The 24,346-nt window shown below is 63.8% G+C and carries 18 protein-coding genes and 1 tRNA gene; 9 read left to right on the top strand and 10 right to left on the bottom strand.

Going from position 1 to position 24,346, the window contains the following annotated elements:
- Positions 1–13 precede the first annotated feature (13 nt).
- Together FBZ93_RS25860 and FBZ93_RS25855 are read right to left on the bottom strand one after the other, a co-directional pair.
- The gene (locus FBZ93_RS25860; RefSeq protein ID WP_146989683.1) at positions 14–2,353 is read right to left on the bottom strand and encodes a xanthine dehydrogenase family protein molybdopterin-binding subunit; all 2,340 of its coding nucleotides are present in this window, start codon (positions 2,351–2,353) and stop codon (positions 14–16) included.
- A 90-nt stretch (positions 2,354–2,443) separates the two neighbouring features.
- Positions 2,444–2,929 (bottom strand): (2Fe-2S)-binding protein, encoded by a 486-nt coding sequence (locus tag FBZ93_RS25855; RefSeq protein WP_024583646.1) that lies wholly within the window; start codon positions 2,927–2,929, stop codon positions 2,444–2,446.
- 404 nt (positions 2,930–3,333) lie between these two features.
- On the opposite strand from FBZ93_RS25855, the gene FBZ93_RS25845 reads away from it, so the two are divergent.
- The 4 genes from FBZ93_RS25845 to FBZ93_RS25830 all read left to right on the top strand — a co-directional run bounded on the left by FBZ93_RS25845 (position 3,334) and on the right by FBZ93_RS25830 (position 7,858).
- Entirely contained in the window at positions 3,334–5,049 is a 1,716-nt protein-coding gene (locus FBZ93_RS25845; protein ID WP_146989679.1) for a PQQ-dependent dehydrogenase, methanol/ethanol family, read from the top strand.
- Positions 5,050–5,077: 28 nt separating this feature from the next.
- The gene (locus tag FBZ93_RS25840) at positions 5,078–6,289 is read left to right on the top strand and encodes a c-type cytochrome (protein ID WP_246667654.1); all 1,212 of its coding nucleotides are present in this window, start codon (positions 5,078–5,080) and stop codon (positions 6,287–6,289) included.
- 24 nt (positions 6,290–6,313) lie between these two features.
- On the top strand, positions 6,314–6,994 hold the full coding sequence (locus FBZ93_RS25835) for a response regulator (protein WP_146989675.1): 681 nt from the start codon (positions 6,314–6,316) through the stop codon (positions 6,992–6,994).
- Positions 6,995–7,114: 120 nt separating this feature from the next.
- Positions 7,115–7,858: a LuxR C-terminal-related transcriptional regulator gene (locus tag FBZ93_RS25830; RefSeq protein WP_146989673.1), complete on the top strand. Its 744-nt coding sequence runs from the start codon at positions 7,115–7,117 to the stop codon at positions 7,856–7,858.
- Here the strand turns inward: FBZ93_RS25830 and FBZ93_RS25825 are convergent.
- Together FBZ93_RS25825 and FBZ93_RS25820 are read right to left on the bottom strand one after the other, a co-directional pair.
- Positions 7,853–9,226, bottom strand: a complete 1,374-nt coding sequence (locus tag FBZ93_RS25825) for a hybrid sensor histidine kinase/response regulator (protein ID WP_146989671.1) — start codon at positions 9,224–9,226, stop codon at positions 7,853–7,855. The two genes, FBZ93_RS25830 and FBZ93_RS25825, sit on opposite strands and share 6 nt — an antisense overlap.
- Positions 9,223–10,395, bottom strand: coding sequence for an FIST N-terminal domain-containing protein (locus tag FBZ93_RS25820; protein ID WP_146989669.1), 1,173 nt, complete (start codon positions 10,393–10,395; stop codon positions 9,223–9,225). The genes FBZ93_RS25825 and FBZ93_RS25820 overlap by 4 nt, the downstream gene beginning before the upstream one ends.
- Before the next feature lie 457 nt (positions 10,396–10,852).
- Between FBZ93_RS25820 and FBZ93_RS25815 the strand changes: the two genes are divergently transcribed.
- Positions 10,853–12,886: a methyl-accepting chemotaxis protein gene (locus FBZ93_RS25815; protein WP_146989668.1), complete on the top strand. Its 2,034-nt coding sequence runs from the start codon at positions 10,853–10,855 to the stop codon at positions 12,884–12,886.
- Positions 12,887–13,050: 164 nt separating this feature from the next.
- On the opposite strand, the gene FBZ93_RS25810 is transcribed toward FBZ93_RS25815, so the two are convergent.
- On the bottom strand, positions 13,051–13,431 hold the full coding sequence (locus FBZ93_RS25810) for a DUF3175 domain-containing protein (protein WP_146989666.1): 381 nt from the start codon (positions 13,429–13,431) through the stop codon (positions 13,051–13,053).
- A 184-nt stretch (positions 13,432–13,615) separates the two neighbouring features.
- On the opposite strand from FBZ93_RS25810, the gene FBZ93_RS25805 reads away from it, so the two are divergent.
- The 4 genes from FBZ93_RS25805 to FBZ93_RS25790 all read left to right on the top strand — a co-directional run bounded on the left by FBZ93_RS25805 (position 13,616) and on the right by FBZ93_RS25790 (position 18,248).
- Positions 13,616–15,109 (top strand): MFS transporter, encoded by a 1,494-nt coding sequence (locus FBZ93_RS25805; RefSeq protein WP_246667644.1) that lies wholly within the window; start codon positions 13,616–13,618, stop codon positions 15,107–15,109.
- A gap of 27 nt (positions 15,110–15,136) precedes the next feature.
- Complete coding sequence (gene otsB, locus FBZ93_RS25800) at positions 15,137–15,946, top strand: trehalose-phosphatase (protein ID WP_246667653.1); 810 nt, start codon at positions 15,137–15,139, stop codon at positions 15,944–15,946.
- Positions 15,947–16,147: 201 nt separating this feature from the next.
- Complete coding sequence (locus FBZ93_RS25795) at positions 16,148–17,599, top strand: trehalose-6-phosphate synthase (protein ID WP_146989662.1); 1,452 nt, start codon at positions 16,148–16,150, stop codon at positions 17,597–17,599.
- A gap of 559 nt (positions 17,600–18,158) precedes the next feature.
- Positions 18,159–18,248: transfer RNA gene (locus FBZ93_RS25790), tRNA-Ser, on the top strand.
- A gap of 296 nt (positions 18,249–18,544) precedes the next feature.
- Here FBZ93_RS25790 and FBZ93_RS25785 read toward each other — a convergent pair.
- The 5 genes from FBZ93_RS25785 to FBZ93_RS25765 form a co-directional block, all read right to left on the bottom strand.
- On the bottom strand, positions 18,545–19,519 hold the full coding sequence (locus FBZ93_RS25785) for a 3-hydroxyacyl-CoA dehydrogenase NAD-binding domain-containing protein (RefSeq protein ID WP_146989660.1): 975 nt from the start codon (positions 19,517–19,519) through the stop codon (positions 18,545–18,547).
- Between the two features lie 75 nt (positions 19,520–19,594).
- Positions 19,595–21,310 carry an alpha-keto acid decarboxylase family protein gene (locus FBZ93_RS25780; protein ID WP_146989658.1) on the bottom strand — a complete coding sequence of 572 codons (1,716 nt, stop codon included), beginning with the start codon at positions 21,308–21,310 and terminating at the stop codon, positions 19,595–19,597.
- A gap of 42 nt (positions 21,311–21,352) precedes the next feature.
- Positions 21,353–22,516 (bottom strand): efflux RND transporter periplasmic adaptor subunit, encoded by a 1,164-nt coding sequence (locus FBZ93_RS25775; RefSeq protein ID WP_146989656.1) that lies wholly within the window; start codon positions 22,514–22,516, stop codon positions 21,353–21,355.
- An 11-nt stretch (positions 22,517–22,527) separates the two neighbouring features.
- A complete protein-coding gene (locus FBZ93_RS25770; RefSeq protein ID WP_146989654.1) occupies positions 22,528–22,731 on the bottom strand; it encodes a DUF1656 domain-containing protein in 204 nt (67 codons plus the stop codon).
- Complete coding sequence (locus FBZ93_RS25765; RefSeq protein ID WP_146989652.1) at positions 22,731–24,341, bottom strand: FUSC family protein; 1,611 nt, start codon at positions 24,339–24,341, stop codon at positions 22,731–22,733. Before FBZ93_RS25765 ends, FBZ93_RS25770 begins: the two co-directional genes overlap by 1 nt.
- Positions 24,342–24,346: the final 5 nt, after the last annotated feature.

The following is a 24,346-nucleotide window of genomic DNA, read 5'->3' as shown; positions in this document are numbered from 1 at the left end:
GGCTCTTCCTCCCTCAACCGTGAATGGCGTGCCAGACGCGATCGGGCGTCGCCGGCATTTCCAGCTTGTTGTTGCCGATGGCGTCCGTGATCGCATTGATCACGGCAGCAGAGGCGCCGATCGCGCCGGCTTCGCCGCAGCCCTTGACGCCGAGCGGGTTGCCCGGACACAGCGTCGTGGTGTGCGAGAGCTGGAACGACGGCAGGTCGTCGGCCCGCGGCATCGTGTAATCCATGAACGACGCGGTTACGAGCTGACCGGTGTTGTCATAGACCGCACCTTCGAGCAGCGCCTGGCCGATGCCCTGCGCAAGGCCGCCATGAACCTGGCCTTCGACAATCATCGGGTTGATCAGCCGGCCGAAGTCGTCCGCCGCCACGAAGTTGACGAAGGAGGTCTTGCCGGTGCCGGGATCGACCTCGAGCTCGCAGATATAGGCGCCGGCCGGGAAGGTGAAGTTGGTCGGGTCGTAGAACGCCGTCTCCTTCAGGCCCGGCTCCATGCCGTCGGGCAGATTGTGCGCGGTGTAGGCGGCGAGCGCGACCATCGGCAGCGCGATCGACTTGTCGGTGCCGGTGACCTTGAACTCGCCGTTCTCGATCACGATGTCGCTCTCGGATGCCTCGAGCGCATGTGCCGCGATCTTCTTGGCCTTGGCCTCGACCTTCTCCATCGCCTTCACGATCGCCGTACCGCCGACCGCGAGCGAGCGCGAGCCGTAGGTGCCCATGCCGAACTGCACCTTGTCGGTGTCGCCGTGGACGATCGAGACCTGGCTGATCGGCACGCCGAGCCGCTCGGCGATGATCTGGCAGAACGTCGTCTCATGGCCCTGGCCGTGGCTGTGCGAGCCGGTGAGCACCTCGATGGTGCCGACCGGGTTGACGCGGATCTCCGCTGACTCCCACAGACCGACGCCGGCGCCGAGACTGCCGACCGCCTTCGACGGCGCGATGCCGCAGGCCTCGATGTAGCAGGAGAGGCCGATGCCGCGCAGCTTGCCGTCGGCTTTGGCCTTGGCCTTGCGGGCCGGGAAGCCGGCATAGTCGATCGCCTTCATCGCGGCGTCGATCGAGGCGTGGAAGTCGCCGATGTCGTACGCCATGATGACCGGCGTCTGATACGGGAACGCGGTGATGAAGTTGGCCTTGCGCAGCTCGGCCGGATCGACCTTCAACTGCCGCGCCGCCGTCTCCATCATGCGCTCGATCAGATAGCTCGCCTCGGGACGGCCGGCGCCACGATAGGCGTCGACCGGCGTGGTGTTGGTGTAGACGCCGATCACCTCGGCGTAGATCGCAGGGATCACGTACTGGCCCGACAGCAGCGTCGCGTAGAGATAGGTCGGCACCGCCGAGGAGAACAGCGACATATAGGCGCCGAAATTGGCGTGGGTCTTCACCCGCAGGCCAAGGATCTTGTTGTCCTTGTCGAGCGCCATCTCCGCCTTCGAGACATGGTCGCGGCCATGCGCGTCGGTGAGGAAGGCTTCGGAACGGTCACCGGTCCACTTCACCGGGCGACCCACCTTCTTGGAGGCCCACAGCGCCACCATCTCTTCCGGATAGATGTAGATCTTGGAGCCGAAGCCGCCACCGACGTCGGGCGCGATCACACGCAGCTTGTGCTCGGGCGCGATGTTGTAGAACGCCGACAGCACGAGGCGGGCGACGTGCGGATTCTGCGACGTGGTGTAGAGCGTGTAGTGCTCCTCGGCCTGGTCGTAATGTGCGACGGCTGCGCGCGGCTCCATCGCATTCGGCACCAGGCGGTTGTTGGTGAGGTCGAGCGTCACCACATTGGCCGCCTTGCTGAACGCGTCCTTGACCGCGGCTTCGTCGCCGAGATGCCAGTCATAGACGATGTTGCCGGGGGCTTCGGGGTGCAATTGCGGCGCGCCCGGCTTGATCGCGGCCTTGATGTCGGCCGCCGCGGGAAGCTCTTCGTAATCGACGACGACGGCTTCAGCGGCGTCCTTGGCCTGGTTCTTGGTCTCGGCGATCACGACCGCGACCGCCTGTCCGACGAAGCGCACGGTCTCCGGCGCCATCGCCGGCCACGCGCCCATTTTCATCGGCGAACCATCCTTCGAGGTGATTGCCCAGCCGCAGATCAGATTGCCGACCTTGTCGTCGACGATCTGCTGTCCGGTCAGCACCGCGATCACACCGGGCATCTTCATGGCCTCGGTGGAGTCGATGCCCTTGACCTTGGCGTGGGCATGCGGGCTGCGGATGAAGTGCGCGTAACTCATGCCGACCATTTTGACGTCGTCGACGTAACGTCCTTGTCCGGTGATGAACCGGCGATCTTCCTTGCGCACGACGCGTGCGCCAATTCCTTCAACACCCATGGTCTAGTCCTCCCGACCGGAGATTCGATTTGCCGCCGTTTCCATCGAGACCGGCGGTGATGAGCTTGATCGTGTGCGGTGTGCTGGCTGCTATTCGGCGGCCTGCGCCACCTTCATGCGGCCGGCGGCGTCGAGCACCGCCTTGACGATGTTGTGGTAGCCGGTGCAGCGGCAGATGTTGCCTTCGAGCTCGTGACGAACCGTTTCCTCGTCGAGCTTGCCACCATGGCGGTGCACGATGTCGACCGCGGACATGATCATGCCGGGGGTGCAATAGCCGCACTGCAGACCGTGATTGTCGCGGAACGCCGCCTGCATCGGATGCAGCTCGTCGCCCTTGGCGAGGCCTTCGATCGTGGTGACGTTGGAGCCCGCCGCCTGGCCGGCCAGCATGGTGCAGGATTTGACCGCCCGTCCATCGACATGGACGACGCAGGCGCCGCACTGGCTGGTATCGCAGCCGACATGGGTGCCGGTGAGGTTCAGGTTTTCGCGCAACAGGTGCACGAGGAGGGTTCGGTCCTCGACGTCGACCGAGACCGCCTTGCCGTTTACCGTCAGTTTGACTGTAGACACGCGTTTCTCCCAATAGCTTCGTTATGGGCCCAGTAGACCACGCTTCATGGGGGTCGTAACCGCGATCAAAGTCGTAGTCGCGGCCCTGTCACGAAGGCGCCGGGCAGTGGCTGCGATCCTAGCAGGCGGCCGTTCAAGGGGCAATTTGCAAGCTGCTCTCGGCGCGCTCCGGCGCGACGAAAATGCGCGGCGGTGCAGGCGATTTGCGGCAGATCAATGCTGCCTGCGGCACGCAAAAATCGCCGCCGCTGACGCTACTACCTTCCGCCTATAACGACGCAAAAGCGTTGCTGTCATTTTCCTCGCCGACGCAGCGACGCAAGATCGCTGGTTCACGAAATTGGGTCGAGAGACGCGCGCGCGATGCATCCATCGCGGCAACGAAACCATATTGGAGGAAGCCAATGAAGCTGAGGAGCGGGATTTTCTTTGCCGGCGTGTCGCTGGTCGCCATTGTCATGGCAGGCATTGGTGGGTCGAAAGCCAATGACTCGGTCGCGAAGGCGGTGTCCGATCCGAACGGATGGGCGATCGCCGGCCACGATTACGGCAATACGCGCTTCAGCCCGCTGAAGCAGATCAATTCCGAGAATGCCGGCAAGCTGCAACTGGTCTATTCGCTGTCGCTCGCCTCGCTGCGCTCCAACGAATCGTCGCCGGTGGTGATCGGCAAGACGCTGTACGTGTCGACCTCGTGGGGTCCGAAATACGTCTATGCGATCGATGCCGCGACCGGCGCGCGCAAATGGACCTGGCAGCCGGATATTCCGGATGACGTGCTTCAATACGCCTGCTGCGACGTCAACAACCGCGGCGTGTCGTATGCCGACGGCAAGATCTTCGTCGGCCGCCTCGACGGCAAGCTGACCGCGCTCGATGCCGAGACCGGCAAGGAGCTCTGGACCTCGACGGTCGTCGACTACAAGCAGGGTTCGGTCATCACCTCGCCGCCGCTCATCGTCCGCGACAAGGTGATCACCGGCTTCGGCGGCGGCGAATACGGCGTCCGCGGCGCGTTGCAGGCCTTCAACCTCAAGGATGGCAAGCTGCTCTGGCAGACCTTCACGGTGCCGGCGCCCGGTGAACCCGGCAGCGACACCTGGAAGGGCGACACCGGACTGCATGGCGGCGGCGCCGCCTGGCTGGTCGGCTCCTACGACGCCAAGTCAGACACGGTCTACTGGGGTACCAGCAATCCGGGGCCGTGGAATACCGGCGTGCGCTCCACCGGCGACGGCAATTTCGGCAAGCTGACCAACCTCTACACCGCCTCGACGCTGGCGATCGATCCCAACACCGGCAAGATCAAGTGGCACATCCAGGGCACGCCGGCCGACGCCTGGGACTATGACGGCGTCAACGAGCTCTTGCTCGCCGACCTGAAGATCAAGGGCGCCGAGACCCCGGTCCTGATGAAGGCGGACCGCAACGGCTTCTTCTTCGTGGCCAACCGCGAGACCGGCAAGGTGATCTCGGCCGAGAAATACGTCTTCGCCAACTGGGCCAAGAAGTGGGACATCAACACGATGCGGGCGGAAGAGGATCCGGACAAGCGTCCGGGCCCCGGCCATCCGGCCAAGGACATTTGCCCGAACCTGATCGGCGGCAAGAACTGGCAGCCGATGTCGTTCAACCCCGGGACCGGCCTCGTCTACATCCCGAGCAACAATGTCTGCATGGACTGGTCGGTCTCCGACGTGAACTACAAGCGCGGCGTATTCTATCTCGGCGCCGAATTCCCGACCAAGCCGGGTCCAGGCGGCTTCCTCGGCGAACTCGTGGCCTGGGATCCCGTGGCCAACAAGAAGGTGTGGAGCATCAAGGAAGATCTGCCCTTCAACGGCGGCACGCTGACGACCGGCGGCAACCTGGTGTTTTCAGGCAATCTGCACGGTGACTTCCGCGCCATCGATGCCAAGAACGGCAAGGTGCTGTGGAGCAAGAACCTCGGCAGCGGCATCGGCGCCGGTCCGGTGACCTATTCGGTCGACGGCAAGCAGTATGTCGCGATCGTGGTCGGTCGCACCGCGGCGCTGCCGGCCTTCCTCGGCGACATCGGCAAGAAGATGGTCGCCGCGGCGCCCGAAGGCGGCTCGCTGTTCGTGTTCGCCCTGCAGTAACGATCGTCACGAGGAGGCAGCATTGTCCGTGTCCCTTATCAAGTCGAATGAAATGCCCAGCTCTGCGCGCAGCGTGCAGTTGGGAAAGGCGATCCGGACCGTGCTGCTCTCCGCCACGCTGCTTGCGCCGGCCGTCTCGGCCGGCGCGGACGAAGCAAAACCGCCGCTGCGGCTCTGCGCCGACCCCACCAACCTGCCGTTCTCAAGCGACGAGCCGGGCAAGCCCGGTCTCTATCTCGAGATCGGCCAGGCGGTGGCGCAAAAGCTCGGCCGCACGGTGAGCTATAATTGGTACAAGTCCTATTTCGGCAAGCGCACCGTGCGGGAGACGCTGCTCAGCAAGCAATGCGACGCCATGGTCGGCCTGCCCTTGATCGACGATTTCATGGGGCCGGCGGTGATCTTCTCGAAGCCGATCGCTCATGAAGGCTACGCGCTGGTCGGCGCCAGGGATCGCAAGCTCGCCGGCATCGACGATCTCAGGGGATTGCGGGTTGCGGTGCAGTATCAGTCGACGCCGCAAAACCTGCTGGCGCTGCGCGACGATATCCAGAAGGTTACCGTGCTCAGCCCCGAGGAGGGCATGACGGCCCTCGACCAGGGCAAGGTCGATATCGCCTTCATCTGGGCGCCGGTGGCGGGCTGGCTCAACAAGACCAGCTACGGCGACAAATACCAGATCGTGTCGACCGAGGGCGACGGCCTGCTTTGGGCGACCGCGATCGGCTTCGCCAAGGCGTCCGGCGCGCTGCGCGATGAGGTCGACGGCGTGCTGCCGTCGCTGCAGCCGGAGATTTCCGCCCTGTTTGCCAAATACGGCGTGCCGAACGGCGCTCCGGTGAAGTTCGGCCAGGTGGCGCCGGCGGCGACATCGTCCGTCGGGGCCAGCGAGCCGGTCACGGTCGGGCAGGCGACTTCGGCCGAGAAGCCGGTTCAAACCGCCACGACCTCCGGGGATGCCAAAGCGGACGCCAAGGGCGATGCCGCCGCGGGGCGGGAGGTCTTCAACGGCACCTGCGCCCATTGCCATGGTCCGGACGCGGTGCAGGCCGAGCGAAAGATCGACCTCAGGCTGCTCAAGAAGCGCTATGCTGACGAGATGGAATCGACATTCTGGAAGACGGTCCATGACGGGCGGCCGGCCAAGGGCATGCCGGCCTGGAAGGACGTCTTCAGCGACGACGAGCTCAGAAACGTATATGCCTATCTGCAGAGTGTGCAGGATACCGGCGGGAACTAGGCGAACAGCAGTGCGAGGGTCCTCATGATGGGGTTCCTGATCATCGACGATCACCCCCTGTTCGGGGAGGCGCTTGGCAACGCCATCCGCATCTCGCATCCCGATGCCCGGATCTATGAGGCGACCTCGATCAAGGGCGCGCTCGGCATCCTCGCCAACGAGCCGAACATCGATCTCGCGCTGCTCGACCTGCTGCTGCCTGACGTGGTCGGCTTCTCCGGCTTCCAGAAGCTCAGGGATCGCTATCCGCGGCTGCCGATCGCCATCGTCTCCAGTGAAGAGGACAAGCACACCATCCGCGAGGCGCTGGAAATGGGCGCGGTCGGCTATCTGCCGAAATCGACCTCGCTCGGCGAGCTGTCGCAGGCGATTGCTCGCGTGCTGAGCGGATCGGTCTCGGCGCCGCGGGATTTCGTCGCGGTCGGCGCGCTGGACCAGTCCGAGACCGCGCGGACGCTGCGCGAGCGCATCCAGAAGCTGACGCCGCAGCAGATCCGCGTGCTGCACCTGATCATCCGCGGCCTGCAGAACCGCGAGATCGCCACCGAACTCAAGCTCGCGGAATCCACGGTCAAGGCGCATGTCACCGAGATCCTGCGCAAGCTGAAGCTGTTCAGCCGCAACAAGGCGATCATCGAGCTCGGCAAGATTCCGCTTCCGGTCCTTGAAACCAGTTCGGGCACGAAAGCAGAGAAGGCGCCTTAGGGCTTGCTGCACTGCGAGGCGGCCGCCTTCGATATCCTGCCTATAGGCTGGTGGTCCGCCTTGAGATAACGTCGCGCGCAACATGGCTGTCATGGGCATCCGAGGGAGGACGGCGCAGCATTGAGCACGACCACGCCCCTGGCGGACGAGCCGCCGCTCGATAAGGTGGGTGCGCCTCGACTGCTGATCGTCGAGGACCACCCGCTGTTCCGCGCTGCCCTGATCGGCGTGATCGGGGCCGAGTTTCCCGACGCCGAGGTGCTGCAGGCGACCTCGATCGACGGCGCGCTTGACGTGATCGCTGCGCGCGATGGCCTCGATCTGATCCTGCTCGATTTGTCGATGCCCGGGACCACGGGTCTGCTCGGCGCCTACCGGGTGCGGGCGGCGGCGCCGCGCAGCGCGCTCGTGATCGTGTCGGCGCATGACGATTCCCGGATCATCGGCGGCGCGATTGCGCTCGGCATTTCCGGATTCATTCCGAAGTCGACGCCGAAGGTCGAGCTGGCGCGCCTGCTGCGCGGCATCCTCGAAGGTGCCGTGTGCCTGCCGACGCGTTTCCGCGATGCCGCCGCCGGGCGGAAGGGCCAGGCCGAGACCAAGGAGCTGGTACAGCAGCTCGGCCAGTTCACCGCCCAGCAGCTTCGCGTGCTCGACATGATCTGCCGCGGCCTGCAAAACAAGCACATCGCCTATCAGCTCGATATCTCGGTCACCACCGTGAAGGTGCATGTCTCGGAAATCCTGCGCAAGCTCGGCGTGCGCAGCCGGACCGAGGCCATCATCGCGCTGTCGAAGCTGGATTTCGGCAAGCAGGACCATGCGCCGGTGACGGCCGCGCCGTCGCGCGGCGTCGAATCATAGCCGCGCGTTCGACTGCTCCGCCGCGAGCAGGAACGACAGCAGCGAGCGCATCTCGGCGGGCTTGATCGGCTTCTTCAGGAGTTCGTGGCCAAAGGCCGACACGTCGGAAGCGGCCTTGGCCGAGTAGTCGGCGGTGACGATGATCGCCGGCACCTTGGCGTTGATCTCGCCGCGGATCACGTCGACGGCCTGAATGCCGGTCTCGCCATTGTCGAGATGCAGGTCGGCGATGATGGCGTCGGGAATGCCGTCCAGCGCGTGGATGCGCTCGAGCGCCTCGGTCTTCGAGATCGTCACGGCGACGTCGCAGCCCCATTTCTCCAGCAGATGGGCGAGACCCTCGGCGCTCGAGAGATCGTTCTCGATCAGCAGGATCTTCGCGCCCTCCATGCCGCCATAGCGATAGTCGACGCTGGCCTGCTCGCGCACCGGGATCGCAACCGGATCGAGGGTGCGCGGCACCGTGACCGAGAACACCGAGCCCTTGCCGGCGCGCGAACTCAGCCTGATGTTATGGCCGAGCAGGTCGGCAAACCGGCGCACGATCGAAAGACCGAGCCCGATGCCCGCCTTGTCGCCGGCGCCGGCGTCGCCGCGCTGAAACTCGACGAAGATCGCCTCGCGCTGGGCTTCCGGGATGCCCGGCCCGGTGTCGTGCACCTCGATGCAGATGTCGTCGCCCTTGAGGCGGCATCCCATCAGCACGGTGCCGCGCTGGGTGTAGCGCAGCGCATTGGCCAAGAGGTTCTGCAGGATCCGCCGCAGCATCAGCGGATCGGAGCGGACCACCGCCGACGACGGCATGATCCGGAAGTCGAGGTTGCGCTTGGCGGCGGTCGCCACGAATTCCTGCTCAAGCGGCTCGAACAGCGAGGCGATCGCGACCGGACCGAATTCGGGCCTGAGCACGCCGGCATCGAGCTTCGAGATATCGAGCAGCGTCCGCAGCATGTCCTCGAGCGTTGCCAGCGAGCGGTCGATCTGGTCGGTTAGTGCGACGCTCTTGGGCTCGGTCGCCATCTCGGTCAGCGCGGACAGCGTCAGCCGCGCGGCATTCAGCGGCTGCAACAGATCGTGCGTTACCGAAACCAGCACCGAAGATTTCAGCGAGCTTGCCGCCTCGGCCTGCTGCTTGGCTTGCAGCAGGCGTCCGTTGGTCTTCTCCAGCGATTGCAGCGCCTGCTTGAGCTGTTGGGTACGGTCGCGCACCTGCTGATCCAGCGCGATCGCGGTCTCGAACAGGGAGAAGGCGTTGAGCTGCTGGTCGGTCGAACGTTCGACGCGCGACATCAGCGCGGCGTTGATCTTGCGCAGCTTCTCGGCTTCGCGTTCGAGGGCCGCAATGCGCGTGGTCTCGCTGTCGGTCATTGCGGCGCGACAGCCCGCTTGCCGATGGCGATGCCGGTCAGCGTCTGGTTGACATGCATGGAGCGATACTGCTCGCCATAGGTCTGAAAGCCAATCACTTTGTTGCGGCGATAGAGCTCCGACATCTCCCGCGACAGCTGGCGCTGTTCGACGTCGAGCCGGCGCAGCACGCATTCGAAGCCGATGAACATCGAGACCTCGCCGAGATCCTCGGTCAGCTCCTTGAGCAGGCGGCTCGTCACGTCGATCGGGTCGCGCTCGCGCGCCACCGTCAGCACCATGCCTTCGTCGATGGCGCAGAAGAATTGCAGCGACCCGTCGGGATTGGTGCGCTGGATCGACCGCGCATAATAGGCGCCGCCGACGCGGACCAGCACCGGATGCGCCGCGAACGAGAACAGTTCGAGCTTGCTGTCGCTGAGGCCGACGGCGCGGGAATATTCCAGCGCGGCCGGCTCGGCATTCAACTCCTTGACGATGCGGTGCTCGATGTCGGCCTCGGTCACCACCATTTTGGTCGAGGTCGGCTCGAAATGGTCGCACTTGAACAGCCGGAACGGCAGCCGGGTCCGGATCAGGATCAGGACGGCGGCGTCGGTATGGGCCTCGCCGCCGTGGAACACCCAGGACTTCTCGAAGCGCAGGCCGTCGCCGGCGGAGCCGCCGACCACCGGAATGTCGCCGAGCGATGCGTAGATCGCCGACATGATGGTTTCCTCGCGCTGGCACATGCCGTCGATGAACAGCAGCCCGAAGGAATCGTCGGTGTGATCGCAATGCTCGGTGCGCTGCGCGAATTCGCTCTGCAACTCGGTGCAGATCGATCGGCCGTGGTCGACCCGAAACGTCGACAGGTCGAACAGCGGCCGGGCCGCGATGACGAAATCGGCCGCGTCGAAGCCCATCGCCACGACGCTGTCTTCTTCCCAGCCGCCGGGCGACAATTCGCCCGCCGTGGTGCAGCCGAAGATCGGGATGTCGGGCATCCGGCCGGACAGTTCGGCGATGAATTGTTGCGGGTCATAGAACGGCGACACGAACACCACGAGCATGGCGAGCTCGATCGCCGCCAATTGGCGCGCGATCTCGTCGGCGGCCTCCCGCGGCCCGGTGGTCTTTGCCTGCACCACGACAATACTGTCGGTCGCGCTGCCGTTCTGCTTCGCCAAAGGCGTTCTCCCTGACCAGAATTTTTTGCTTTTCTTGGCGCGGTCGGCCGCGCGGGTCGCAAGAGTATCGGCGCCTTGCCGCGAGGTTCGCGGTCCGGCCCGGCTTTATATTCTAGGTCGTGAGGGGGAATGCCATTGGCCGGGCCACTTCGCCGGCAGCTACGTTCGCCGCAAGCGCCAACGGCGCCGCTCGACGCGATGACATGGGACACCTCCCGATGTGTTCTCCTGGCCCGGGCAGGGACAGGTTTGACCGGTTCTAAAGTATCGGGCCGGACCCCCGCGTCAATCACCTTGCCCGTACCCCCGGGCCGACCAAGGTAGTACCGCGGTGAGACCCGGCGGCCGCTGCCTATTTACCGGGCCTTATTGATTCTGCCTTAGTTTTGCCCTCCGGGGACTGGGGCGGGTTGCTGCCGGCCCTCGCGTGGTTTTCAGAATGAAGACGGGGGTTGGAATGCCGGGACTGAAGCGATCGTCGTCGATCAGGTTCCCAACCCTCAGATTTCGCGCCAAGATCATGGTCGGCTTTGCCGTCACGCTGGCGCTTTCGGCAGCCACCATGGGCTTCGCCTATATGGGCTTCGAGCGGGTCTCCGCCGGTGTCGGCTCCTATCGCCAGAGCGTCGCGGAAGCCGATCTTGCCCGCAACATCGATCGCGAATTGATCTCCTACCGTTCGCTGGCGCGCTACTACGTCGCGACCGGCAAGGAGGACGACGCCAAGGCCGCGCTCGCCGCCGAGGCCAGCTTGAAGGACGCCATCGTGGCGTCGATGAAGGGCACCACCAATCCGGCCCGGCTCGAGCAGGTCACCAAGCTGGAGCGCGAATTCCGCGCCTTCACCAAGATCTTTGCCGAGATCGTCCGCATCAAGGACGAGAGCGCGCAGGTTGCTCAGAACAAGCTGACCCGCAGCGCGACCTCGATGCGCTACAAGCTCGACGATCTGCCGAGCAATGCCGACGATTCCGAGCTGCAGTCGATCCAGTTCGGCGCCAAGAAGGTCGCCGACCAGCTGCAGTCGATCACCGGCGCCGTCAACAGCTTCGTCGTCAATGGCGACAAGACCGTCGCCTCCAGCGCGCTCGCCCGGCTGAAATTCGCCGACAATCTGGTGAAGGGCATCACCTCGAAGGACGAGCGGATCACCCAGAGCGTGAAGGACATCACCGCGCTGCTCGAGGAATACCGCGAGGCGCTCGCCAAGCTGATCGCCAATGCCAAGTCGATCGACGAACTGACCGTCGAGATGACCGAATCCGCGGCTGCCATCAGCCAGGGTGCGGCGGCGATGAAGTCCGATCTGCTCGCCGACCAGAAGCGGCTCGAAACCGAATCGCATGCGATGATCGGCGAGACCGAGCGGCTGATCCTGATGCTTGCCGCCGGCAGCTTCGTGCTCGGACTTGGCTGGGCATTCCTGCTCGGCAAGGGCATTTCGCGGCCGATCGCGGCGATGTGTGCGGCGATGCGCGAGCTTGCGGCGGGTAATTTCGACGTCGTGCTGCCGGGCCTCGGCCGTCGCGACGAGCTCGGCGAGATGGCCGGTGCCGTGGAAGAGTTCAAGGTCCAGGCGGTAGCCAAGGCCGAGCGCGATGCCGCGACCCAGGAAGCGCAGAACAAGGCGAGCGCCGCCGCGCGACGCAGCGAGCTCATTCGCTTCGCCGACGAATTCGAATCCGCCGTCGGCTCGATCGTCTCCAACGTATCGGCGTCCGCTGTGCAGCTCGAATCCGCAGCCGGTACGCTGACCCGGACCGCGGAGACCACGCAGAACCTGTCGAGCCAGGTCGCGGGCGCCTCCGAGGAGGCCTCCAGCAACATGCAATCGGTCGCGTCCGCGACCGAGGAATTGTCGGCGTCGGTCGACGAGATCGGCCGCCGCGCCAAGGAATCCAGCCAGATCGCCGATTCCGCCGTGCGCCAGGCCGAACAGACCGACGCGCGGATCGGCAAGCTCTCGCGCGCCGCACAGGAGATCGGCGACGTCGTCAAGCTGATCACGGCGATCGCCGAGCAAACCAATCTCTTGGCGCTGAACGCCACCATCGAGGCCGCGCGCGCCGGCGATGCGGGCCGCGGCTTTGCGGTGGTCGCCGCCGAGGTGAAGTCGCTGGCGAGCCAGACCGCCAGAGCCACCGACGAGATCTCCACCCACATCTCGGGCATGCAGGCCGCGACACAGGAATCGGTTGCCGCGATCAAGGAGATCGGCGGCACGATCGGGCAGATCTCCGGGATCGCGACCAACATCGCGAGCTCGGTCGAGCAGCAGAGCGCGGCAACGCAGGAGATCGCGCGCAGCGTGCAGAACGTCGCGCAAGGCACCCAGGAAGCGGCATCCAGCGTCACCCAGGTCAATCGCGGCGCGACCGAGACGGGCGCCGCCTCCGAAGAGGTGCTGAATTCGGCCCGCTCGCTGTCGGTCGAAAGCTCGCGGTTGCGCGAGGAGCTCGACCGCTTCATGGCGAACATCCGCGCGGCGTAAGCTCGCCGCGCTACGCAATCTCAGCTCCGTCGTCCTGGCGAAAGCCAGGACCCATACGCTGCGGCCCTCGAAAGGGGCAAGCGGCGAGTTGTCCCTACACCAATAGACAGTAGTGGTAATGGGTCCTGGCTTTCGCCAGGACGACGGCAGTCGGGACGACAAAATCAGTCGCGCCCGAACTGATGCTTCAATTCGGCCTTGGCGCGCTCCAGCCGTGACCGTTCGGTCTTCGGCAGCGTCTTGCCGGCGCGGTTGATGTAGAAGGTCAGCATCGACAGCGCGGAACGATAGGCGCCGCTCTTGCGCCGCGTGCTGTGCTCGGCGGATTGTTTCAGCGAGGCCGCGATCTTCTTCGCACTGGTTTGCTTGAACACGCCGCGCTTGAGGTCGAGCGCGTCGCTCTCTTTTGTCACCCGTTGCGACCAGCGCTTCGAGGTTTTTGTCTTCGCTCCACGCTTGCGGCGTGCGGTGCTCGTGGATCGCGCGGTCGATTTTCGTGCCGATTTTCTCGCCGTCTTGCGGGTTGCTTTCTTGTGTGCGGCCATCGATAGCTCCGTGGATTTTCAGCCGAGAACAGTCCGCCGCGGTCGCGGTTCCTATCCCGCATTGCGGGAACCCTTGCCGGCCTGCGGCGTTGACATCGCGTGGCGGGCACTCCGTTTGCCGCAATCCTGGGAGGGAGAACCTTGGAACGCACCGTTCCGGGGATTTTCTCATTGGTCCAATCTGATGAATTTGCAGCAGACACAGGTAAGCTCTGCGACTACGGCGGGCAGGACGGCGTCGCTGGATGCAGGGAATGACGACCGCATCATCGAGACCTCGATCCCGGTCCGGCTCGACAATCTCAGCTGGAGCGGTTTTCACACCCGCGTCGTGCTGGCGCTCGGCATCACCTGGATTCTCGACGGGCTCGAAGTGACGCTGGCCGGCGCGTTGTCGGGTGCGCTGAAGGAGAGCTCGACAATGAGCTTCTCCAACGCAGATGTCGGGCTCGCCAGCAGCGCCTATCTCGCCGGCGCCGTGCTCGGCGCGCTCGGCTTCGGCTGGCTCACCGACCGGATCGGCCGCAAGAAGCTGTTCTTCATCACACTCGCGGTGTATCTCTCGGCGACGGCTGCGACCGCGCTGTCGTGGAATATCGCAAGCTATGCGCTGTTTCGTTTCCTTACCGGCGCCGGCATCGGCGGCGAATACACCGCGATCAATTCGACTATCCAGGAGCTGGTGCCGGCGCGCTATCGCGGCTGGACCGATCTCGTCATCAACGGCAGCTTCTGGATCGGTGCGGCGATCGGTGCGGTGAGCGCGATCGTGCTGCTCGATCCCGCGTTCCTTGCGCCTGACCATGGCTGGCGGATTGCTTACTTCACCGGCGCGGTCCTCGGCCTCGTCGTGCTGTTGATGCGGATGTGGATCCCGGAAAGCCCGCGCTGGCTGATGATCCATGGCCGTCCCGACGAGGCCCACAAGATCGTCGCCGGTATCGAGACTTCCGTGCTCGGCCACGAACAGTCGAGTGAAGACTTTGACAAGATCAAGCTTCGGATGCGCGATCACACGCCGCTGCGCGAGGTCGCGGTGACGCTGTTCTCCACCTACCGGCAGCGCTCGCTGGTCGGGCTGACGCTGATGGCCGCGCAGGCATTCTTCTACAATGCGATCTTCTTCACCTTCGCGCTGATCCTGACCGATTTCTTCGGTATCGCCGCCAGCAATGTCGGCTGGTACATCCTCCCCTTCGCCGCCGGCAACTTCCTCGGGCCGCTGCTGCTCGGCCGCCTGTTCGACACGCTGGGCCGCCGCACCATGATCGTGCTGACCTACGCCGTGTCGGGCGTGCTGCTCGCGTTGTCCGGCTATCTGTTCTCGATCGGCGTGTTCAGTGCGCAGACCCAGACCATCGCCTGGATGGTGATCTTCTTCTTCGCTTCGCCTGCGGCAAGCGCCGCCTATCTCACCGTCAGCGAGACGTTTCCGCTGGAGGTCCGCGCGCTTGCCATCGCCGTCTTCTATGCCGTCGGCACCGGCATCGGCGGCGTGATTGGACCGGCGCTGTTCGGCGTGCTGATCGACACCGGATCGCGCAACAGCGTCTTCGCCGGCTACCTCCTGGGGTCGGCACTCATGTTGGTCGCCGCAGCCGTCGCATGGCGCTATGCCGTCGCGGCCGAGCGAAAATCGCTCGAATCCGTCGCGCGGCCTTTGGCATTTGTGGAGTAGACTATGACGAAGCATGACGTAGCTGAAATGCCCCTGGATGATGACATCACCCCTGACGCGACGACCGGCAGCGTGCCGGCGCCGGCGTCGCTGATTCCGCCGCTGGATCGGACCGCGGTGCTGCTCGACATCGACGGCACCCTGCTCGATCTCGCACCGACCCCGCGCGAGGTGTGGGTGCCGCCGGAGCTCGCGACCACGCTGAGGCAACTGCATGAGCGCACGGGCGGCGCGCTGGCGCTCGTCAGCGGGCGCTCGCTCAATGACATCGACCTGATCTTCGCACCGGAAGTATTCCCCGCGATCGGCGGCCATGGCGCCGAGATGCGGCTGCAGCCGGATAGCGAGGCGGTCGCCGCGCACGCGCCGCCGCTCGACAAGGAATTGAAGCGGCGCCTTGCCGCGATCGCAAAGCTCAGCCCCGGCATTCTGCTCGAAGACAAGGGTTACTCGCTGGCGCTGCATTATCGGCTAGCGCCGCAAGCAGAGAAGGCGATCTATGAAGCGGTGTCGCTGATCCGCGCCGAGTTGCCGAACGCGCCGATCGAGGTGCTGCCGGGCAAGAGTGTCTGCGAGATCAAGCATTCCGGCTTCACCAAGGCAACCGGCGTGCTCGAGCTGATGACGCATGAGCCGTTCAGGGGACGCCGTCCGTTCTTCATCGGCGACGACGTCACCGACGAGACGGTGTTCGCGATCATGCCTGACTATGAGGGGCTCGCATTCTCCGTTGGGCGTCGTGCGACCGGTGTCGCCGGACATTTCGACGGGCCGAGCGATGTGCGCGCGTTTCTCGCGCGGCTGCTCGAAGATGATAGGGACGCGAGTCTGTCCTAACGAGTCACTTTCATTGCAGCCGAATCGAATGCGGTGCTTTTGCGTCGCGTGCGCGATCTCGCGCGCATTTTTCTTTTCGCGAGTTCCCGCGAGTTCCGCAGGTGTTTGCCAGAATTTGGTTTCAATTGGGAGATTTTTTGATCCGGAACCATCTTGATGAATGGTTGTTAATACGCGAGTTGACCAACAGGAGGGGACCTGGTGAACCTCGTCGTCGTATCGAACCGCGTCTCGCGCGGAAAACCCAATGAACCCATGACGGGGGGGCTTGCAGCGGCATTGTTGCCGGTGGTGGAGAAGACAGGGGCAATATGGGTTGGTTCCAGCGGACGGGTCCGCGACGGGAACCTGAAGGAACCTTTTGCAGAGGTCGAAGCTCTCGGTGCAGGTGCGCTGGCGATGCTCGATCTGCCGGCCGCGCATTATGGCGGCTACTATGAAGGCTTTGCCAATTCGGCGCTGTGGCCCGCGATGCATTCGCGCGCCGATCTGATTCGTGCCTCGCACGAGGATTACACGAGCTACCGCGAAGTGAACGCGTTCATGGCGCGGGCGCTGCTGCGCTTCCGCAAGCCGGATTCCGTGTTCTGGATCCAGGACTATCATTTCCTCGCGCTCGGCGCGGAGCTGCGCGATCTCGGCGTCACGCAGCCGATCGGCTTCTTCCTGCACACGCCGTGGCCGGCGCGCGCGGTGATCGCAGGCGTGCCCAATCATCGTGAGCTGATCGAGGCGATGCTGTCCTATGACCTGATCGGCTTCCAGACCGATGAGGACTGCGACAACTTCCTGAGCTATGTGCAGCACGATCTCGATTTCGAGGTGCGCGACGGCGTGATCAATTCGCCGTTCGGCCGCACCCGCGCCGCGGTGTTTCCGATCGGCATCGATCCCGACAAGTTCGCGCAGCAGGCCACCAAGGCGATGACGCATCCCGACGTGATGCGGCTGCGGCGCAGCCTCAACGGCGAGAAGCTTGCGATCGGCGTCGACCGGCTCGACTATTCCAAGGGTCTGGTCAACCGCATCAAGGCGTTCGACAAGATGTGGACGCTGCACCCGACGCTGAAGCGTTCGGTGTCGCTGCTGCAGATCGCAACGCCCTCGCGCGGCGCGATCGAGGCCTATGGCAATCTCGCGAGCGAGGTGGCGAAACTCGTCACCGACGTCAACGGCGTGCATGGCGAGGTGGACTGGACGCCGATCCGCTATCTCAACAAGGGCTTTGGCCAAGGCGTGCTCGCGGGGCTCTATCGCACCGCGCAGGTCGGCGTGGTGACGCCGCTGCAGGACGGCATGAACCTCGTCGCCAAGGAATATGTCGCCGCGCAGAATCCGGCCGATCCCGGCGTGCTGGTGCTGTCGAAATTCGCAGGCGCGGCGAACGAGCTCGACGCCGCACTGCTGGTCAATCCGCACGACATCGACGGCATGGCGCGCACGCTGGCGACCGCGCTCGCGATGCCGCTGACCGAGCGGCGGATGCGCTGGGAAGCGATGATGGAGAAGCTCAACAGCGGCACCATCCAGCAATGGTTCGCCGATTTCATCGAGGCGCTGCAGGATACGCACAATGCGGGTGCCGCGGCGCTGCCGGAGCCACCAACCCTGTGGCCGCGCCGCACGGCGGATTTTGCCGCGCGCTATCACTGAGCGAGCGCCGGGTCGCGATCGCATCGCAGGATGGGCGTGTCAGCGGCTGTCCTGCGCGCTGCATCGTCGGCTGCCGTCCGTTCACCTGTCAGACAGCTTGCTCGGTGCCATCGAGCTAGGCGATGACGTCGGAGTGCGCGCTCAACCCTTCACGCGAGCCGTCCTGGCGAAAGCCAGGACCCATAACCACCGTGTCGGATTGTGAAAGGGATCGCGGCCCCGGCGTCGCGTAGCAGCGACCGGCTGGGGTAATGGGTCCTGGCTTTCGCCAGGACGACGCCGAATGCGTCGCGCTGGTGACTGATAGATCAGCATTCCCGTGACAGGTGTAACCGGAGCAGTCCGGCTTTCACTACGGAGCATTCGGCCGCATCGCCTGATTTGTGCCTGCCTCTGGCCGGCCACCCTCCAAAATCGAACAAATAAGACCGCGAGGCGGCCGGGCACGGCCGCGACCAGCGCGGATTTACCCAATATTTTCAATCAATTGGGGAAATTTCGCGCTCCGGCCCCGCGCTCCCTTGCAAAATCCGCCTCAGCCCTTCAAGAGAGGCCTCCCGGAGAGATGGCCGAGTGGCTTAAGGCGCACGCTTGGAAAGCGTGTGTGCGGGAAACCGTACCGTGGGTTCGAATCCCACTCTCTCCGCCATAAGAATTGATTCTATTATATTTTTTTGGTTCTTCGCCCTCGCATTAGCTCCTCATCCACGCCCTTTCCTTCGTTTCTCTCGCCATCAGGTACAGCGCGCAGATCAATTGGCACAGATCGAACCGATGCGCGTCGTAAGATCGGATATCGGGGCGAGCAAAGCGGACTCTCGGCGCGGCCCAAGCGGGCGCAAGAGACAAACTGTGCCCGCACAAGGGTCGCGGCTACTGAAGACCGATGTTTGGCTCGGCCACGGCTCCGCCGCGATGAGTTCAGCAGGCCCAAGAACTGCCTCGCTACTCGGTTGCGACTTGTGTTGGCCAGAGCGCCTCCGAACGCTTGGTGCGTAATTCGAGCAGTCCGAGCAGAATGTCGTCTCGCTCGGCCTCAAGCTCTCCGATGGTCCGCGGTCCGACTTCGGCGTACACGCTGTCGATGAGCTTCCTTTGTACCGCGGGAGTCATCTCGGGGGACCCTAGGGTCTTCCACCAGGCTGTCATCGGTCCAGTGAACTGCTCGAGGAATTGCTCGATGCCGCCCGGACCACCGCCGAGATGATTGAGCATCATGTTGCCCATGATACCCCAGCGCAGGCCAGGCCCCCAGCACAGGGCGGTGTCGACGTCGGCGGCGCTGACGATCCCCTCGGCAACGAGGTGATAGACCTCGCGCCCAAGCGCCGCTTGCAAGCGATTCGCAACATGTCCCGGCATTTCCTTGTTGAGGCGCACCGGTCGCTGTCCGATCGATGCATAAAATTCCGCGGCGCGCCGGATCGTCTCTTCGGAGGTCTTGGCTCCGCCGACGATTTCCACCAGCGGAATCAGGTGCGGCGGATTGAACGGATGGGCGATGACACAACGCTCGGGGTAGGATACGGCGCCCTTTTGGATTTCGCTCATTGTGAGTCCCGACGAGCTCGATGCGATGATCACGCCGGGCGGCAGCAGCTCGTCGAACTGTGCATAAAGCTTCTGCTTGAAATCAATCCGCTCGGGGCCATTCTCCTGCACGAGATCAACGCCGGCGAGCGCTTCGGCGAGATCCGCGGTGAACTTGAGATTGGTTTGCGACGCTCTGGCCGAGAGGCCCAATCGCTTGAGAGCTGGCCAGGCTGTCTCGACGAACTTGCGGAGCGACGCTTCAGCGTTCGGCGCGATGTCCGTCGCGACGACGTGCAGTCCCCTCGCCAGAAACAGCGCGGTCCAGCTCGCGCCGATCACGCCCGTACCGAAGATGGCGACGCGGTTAATGGGGTTAGCGTTGGTCATGTTATTTTCTCCACTGTTTGGTCGGACTTCGGCGCACGAGACGCCGTTTAAGATCGAGAAAATTGCACTGCCCGCCTAATCAACCGCAGCCGGCTGAAGCTGCACGTCGTCGCGTCGGTGCGGACCGCGAGGTCCGTAGTCGAGTTCGGCGCCCTTGTTGCTGCTGACGATGACCGGAGCGAGAGCATCGCCGGAGTCCATGATCGATTCGACGAAGATCATCGTATCGTTAGGCGCACGAAGGGCATCCTGCAGGTCACCGCAAGTCTTGACGACGAACGAGCGTGCGGAAGTGTCAGGACAGAGCACCTTGGGTAGAGCGGCATAGGCCCAGTTGGCGACGTCGTTGTAGGACTCGGTCTTGCCGAGATAGCCGCGTTCGATGGTGTACCCGCCGTTGTTGATCAGGAAGATCACCGGCTTGTGGTCGTGGCGCAGAATGGTCGATAGCTCCTGCGCCGTGACCTGGAAAGAGCCGTCGCCAAGGAACAGCAGGTGACGACGGTGCGGCGCCGCCGTGAGTGCGCCGAGCAAGGCTCCGACCGAGTAGCCGATTGATCCCCAGTTGATCGAGCCGATGAAAGTGCAATCGGCCGGAAGCTTCAGGCCGAGAAGAACGAATGACGTCCCATTGTCGACGTACAGGACGTCCCCAGGCCGCAGATAGCTCTGGATGGCCTGCCAGTAGGCAGCCTGAGAGAGCTTGGCGGAGCCGTAGGCCTGCTTGCCTTCCATCGCTGGGGCAGCGTCACGTGGAGCGCGGCTCGCGACTGACGGAACCGCGTCGATGACGCCGCGCAGGACTTCCTTGAGCGTCACCGCCTGATAGTTGTCATTGCCTACATCGACCGAATGGCCGCGCGCTTGGATCGTACCGGCAGGCAACACGGCGGTGAAGTCGCCGGTCGTCACCTCGATCGGTCGATAGCCGATCGAGAGCAGGCAGTCGCTGCCCTCGATTGCCTCGCGGACTCCCGGCGCGCTTGCCTCGCCGCCGTAGATGCCGAGGTAATGAGGGAACGTCTCGTCGATCACAGCCTTTGCTGCGTTGACGACGGCCACCGGAGCCCGCAACTTGTCGGCCAGCTCCATCAGCTCGGGCGCGACGCCGAACCGGTCCGCGTCGGCGTCGATGAGGATCGCCGGAGACGTGGCGGCGGCCAATCGCCCCGCGACAGCGGTGATGCACGAGCGCAGCCGTTCAGGATCACTCGGCGGCTCGGACAGCACGAGCGGAGCTGTGGGAACCTCGATATCGAGGTAGGCGATGTCGGACGGCAACTCCATGTACACCGGAAGCTTCTCCCGCCATGCGGTGAGGATCAGCCGATCGATCTCGGTCGCCGCGTTGCGTGGGGTGAGCCTCGTCCGCGCAACGGTCACCGGCGCGTAGGCATCGAGGAAGTGATCGAAAGTCCCGTCAGCCATCGTGTGATGCATTCCGAGCCCACGGTCGATGGAGCGGAGCGGTATCGATCCGCAGATACAGATGACCGGCACGTGCTCGCTGTATGAGCCACCGATGCCATTGATTGCACTCAGCGCCCCAACGCCGTTCGTCACCAGCAGCGCGCCCAGACCGTTGAGCCGTGCATAACCATCCGCCGCATAGGACGCGTTCAACTCGCCGGTCGTGCCGATCCATTCCAGCGGGCCGGCGTCGTAGAGCTGCTGCAACAGCGGCAGATTGTAGTCGCCGGGCACACCGAACAAATGTCGGATGCCGGCCTCTCCAAGACGACGAAGCAGGAAGTCACCGATTGTCATGCGCAGGGTAGGGATGCTGGACATTGCTTTTCTCCTTGAGTTGCTGATGTTGGTGGAATCGGGGCCTCATGACGGATTAGGAATGCAGCCAGGCCGCGCCGGATCTCCGCCGAACAATCCCGCAAAGCTCCGCTGAAGGTCGGCGCTCGCCCTCTGAAGCCGCGTTTTGCTCTCGTCGTCCTTGCCGTCACGGATCGTGACCGTCGCGGTCAGGCCGGACACCAGCGGCACGCCGGGCGGAACCTTGTCGATCACGATGCGAACCGGTACTCGCTGCGCGAGACGCACCCAGGTGTAAACAGGATCGACGTTGGGCAAGCCTTGCGTAGCGGCCGTAGCATTGGACACGCTGACACCGCGCGTCACTGTTGCGATGTGACCGATGATCGGCGCCGAGTAACCCATCAGCTTCGCCTCGGCGCGGTCACCCACGCATAGTCGGGCCAGCTTTGTCTCCTCGAAATAGCCGTCGATCCAGAAGCTGTCTGTGTCGACAATTGAGATATTGCTGGTCCCCTGTACCGCGTAGTTTCCCACCCGGAGCAAGAGGTTGGTCACGTATCCGTCCACCGGGCTGCGCACCTCGGTGCGCTGCAGGTTGATCTCCGCCTGCTTCACCTGCTCCTGAGCCGAGTCAACGACGGCTGCCGCCTGGACGGCATTTGCCTGATAGGTCTGCTTCTCCTCAGTGCTTACCGCAAGATCGGTCAAGCGCTGCCGTCGCTCGGACTGCAAATTTTTGACGTCCCGATCAGCCATCTTTTGCTGGAGCGACGCCTTGTAAGCGCGCAGCGCGACCTGGAAGTCGAAGGGCTCGATGACATAAAGAATATCGCCCTTGCGAACGAATTGATTGTCGACGACCCGAATCTCCGCGATCTGACCGGAAATCTGCGGTGCCACGTTCGCGACTTGAACGCGCACGCTGCCATCACGCGTCCAGGGCGCGGCATTGTACAAATCCCAGGCCATGACTGCTCCTAGCACTGCACCAGTCGCGATACTGGCGGTCGCCAATCCGCGAAGCAGGAGCCGCATCGCTCGTGAGCCGTTGGCTCTTCGCCGCGGCACCGATTTTGTTGGAGGCGAGGCGGTCTGTTCGTCGTCCGGACAACCTTCCGAGACTCTTCGCGCGAACTCGCTTGCTCCTCGATCCGACACCGGCGAAAAGCGCCCGACGCGTGACCGCGCCTCATCTTCAACAGCCTCATCACGAACCATCGCATCCATGGCACTCTCCTCTAGAACAACAGCAGCAACAGGCACAGGATCGTCACAAAGAGACTGAGCTGTGCGATCGGAACGTGACTGAAAATCTTCGCGAACCCTGCAACAGTCAGCAGCGGTCGAAGAACCACGAGAACAGCAATGGCTGCCACCAGGTAGGTTACGAAGGGTGCGAACAGAACGCCTCCGACGACCAACTCTCCGAAGGTGTGTGCCATCAGGTTGCCTCCCGAGACGAAGCGTCGACGAGTTGCGTCGGTTCCGCGTTGCAGCGCCGTAGCATTGCCGATTGGTCGAAGCAGGAGAGCAGTTCTGCGAGACCGCGGCTGTCCTGCGCTCCGTCAGCAGAAAGAAATTGTCCGATGCGCGATGCGTCGCGGAACATTGCTTCCTCCGGACTTTCGCTGTTCCCGTTGTCAGCCCCCAGCGCGCCACGAGCTTCGCTGAGCAGCCGCATCCTCTGTTTGTCATCGGAGACGGGCGGAATGAGCATCTGTGCCGCCAGCAGGACCGCTGCGGCCGCAATGACAAAGAGAGACGTGAAAAGGAACGCCTCAGGGTTGTATGACTGGGGATTGCTAGGCGCGAGGATCGTCGGGATGGCGATGAGATTGATGCGGCCAATTCCCGACCAAACCGGATTTTCCGAGGTAGTGAGAAGAGCCGCACCGATCATGAAAGGAGCCAGCGCGATCGTCAGTACCGGAAAGCCGTCGGCGCCGTCGAGCACGATGAACTCGAGTATGCCTGCCAGCACGACCGCGATCGGCGCGCCCAGAAGCGCTATCGCGGTGTAACCGCGTGGGTTGGGCGTCGTAACGCCCAGTGCACCGATCGCGGCGACTAGGTACAACGACGCGCTTGCCGCGGACCAGCCGGCCCAGACAAAGAACATCGAGGCAATTGCAAACCACAGAACGGCGCGCACGGCAGTTTCGGCCGCAATTCCATAAGAGCGGTACAAGGGGACGCGCTGTGATCGTGATGGCCATCTCGTCGACCGCAGGGCTAACAAATCCCGACAAACGTCGTCGTCCCGCCGCAGCAACTCTCGCATTTTCGATGCGGAAGCGTCGGTCTCGACATCGGCGGAAGCGGTATTCAAGGCTCGGGCTGCTTGCAATTCAGCGACGAGGTTGACGGCAGCGCTGCGGGCGGCGGCGCTGCTGACGGGACCGCTACTCGACTCGATAGCGACGCTTGCTATGTCAGGTCTGAGCCCAACGATGTCCCGCACCAGGGTCAGGAAGGTCGCTAAGTTGTCCCTATCGCCACGGAAGGCAGCGCTTGCGTAATCGCGCACGCGACGATGAATTGCTGTCAATTGCGTGGCAAGTCGCGGATGCCGGTCGGGAGCGGATAGCAATACATTTACGACGGCTATCGAGATGATGCCGATCGCAATCGCCGCGCCACGCTCCATGCCAGCGTCGAACACGCGCTGCGGACTGTCGATCTGCTGTATCGCGACGTTTGCAACGGTGTAGCCGGTCAGCACGGCTGCATAGGCGCGATAACCATCCAGAAGTTTTGCCGCAAAGACGCAAAGGCCGAGCCACACTGCAGACGCCGCCAGCATCAGATCTCTTGTCTGCGAGAAGAGCCCGGTGATCGCGACTGAGGCTATCACCCCCACAACGGTGCCGGTCATTCGAAAGGCAGCTTTTTCTAATGCTTGACCGCGGGTCGGCTCCGCGAGAATGGCGACCGTCACTGCCGCCGTGAACGGCGCTTCGAGCTGCAGCCAGAAGCTTACAAACAACGCCAGGATGATGGCCAGCCAAACGCGGATGGCGAAGGTCCATGAGCTAATTGGAATACACGACATGCCGA

It is taken from the genome of Bradyrhizobium macuxiense, assembly GCF_007993935.1.
GTDB lineage: Bacteria > Pseudomonadota > Alphaproteobacteria > Rhizobiales > Xanthobacteraceae > Bradyrhizobium > Bradyrhizobium macuxiense_A.
This window is presented reverse-complemented; position numbering and strand designations above follow the sequence as displayed.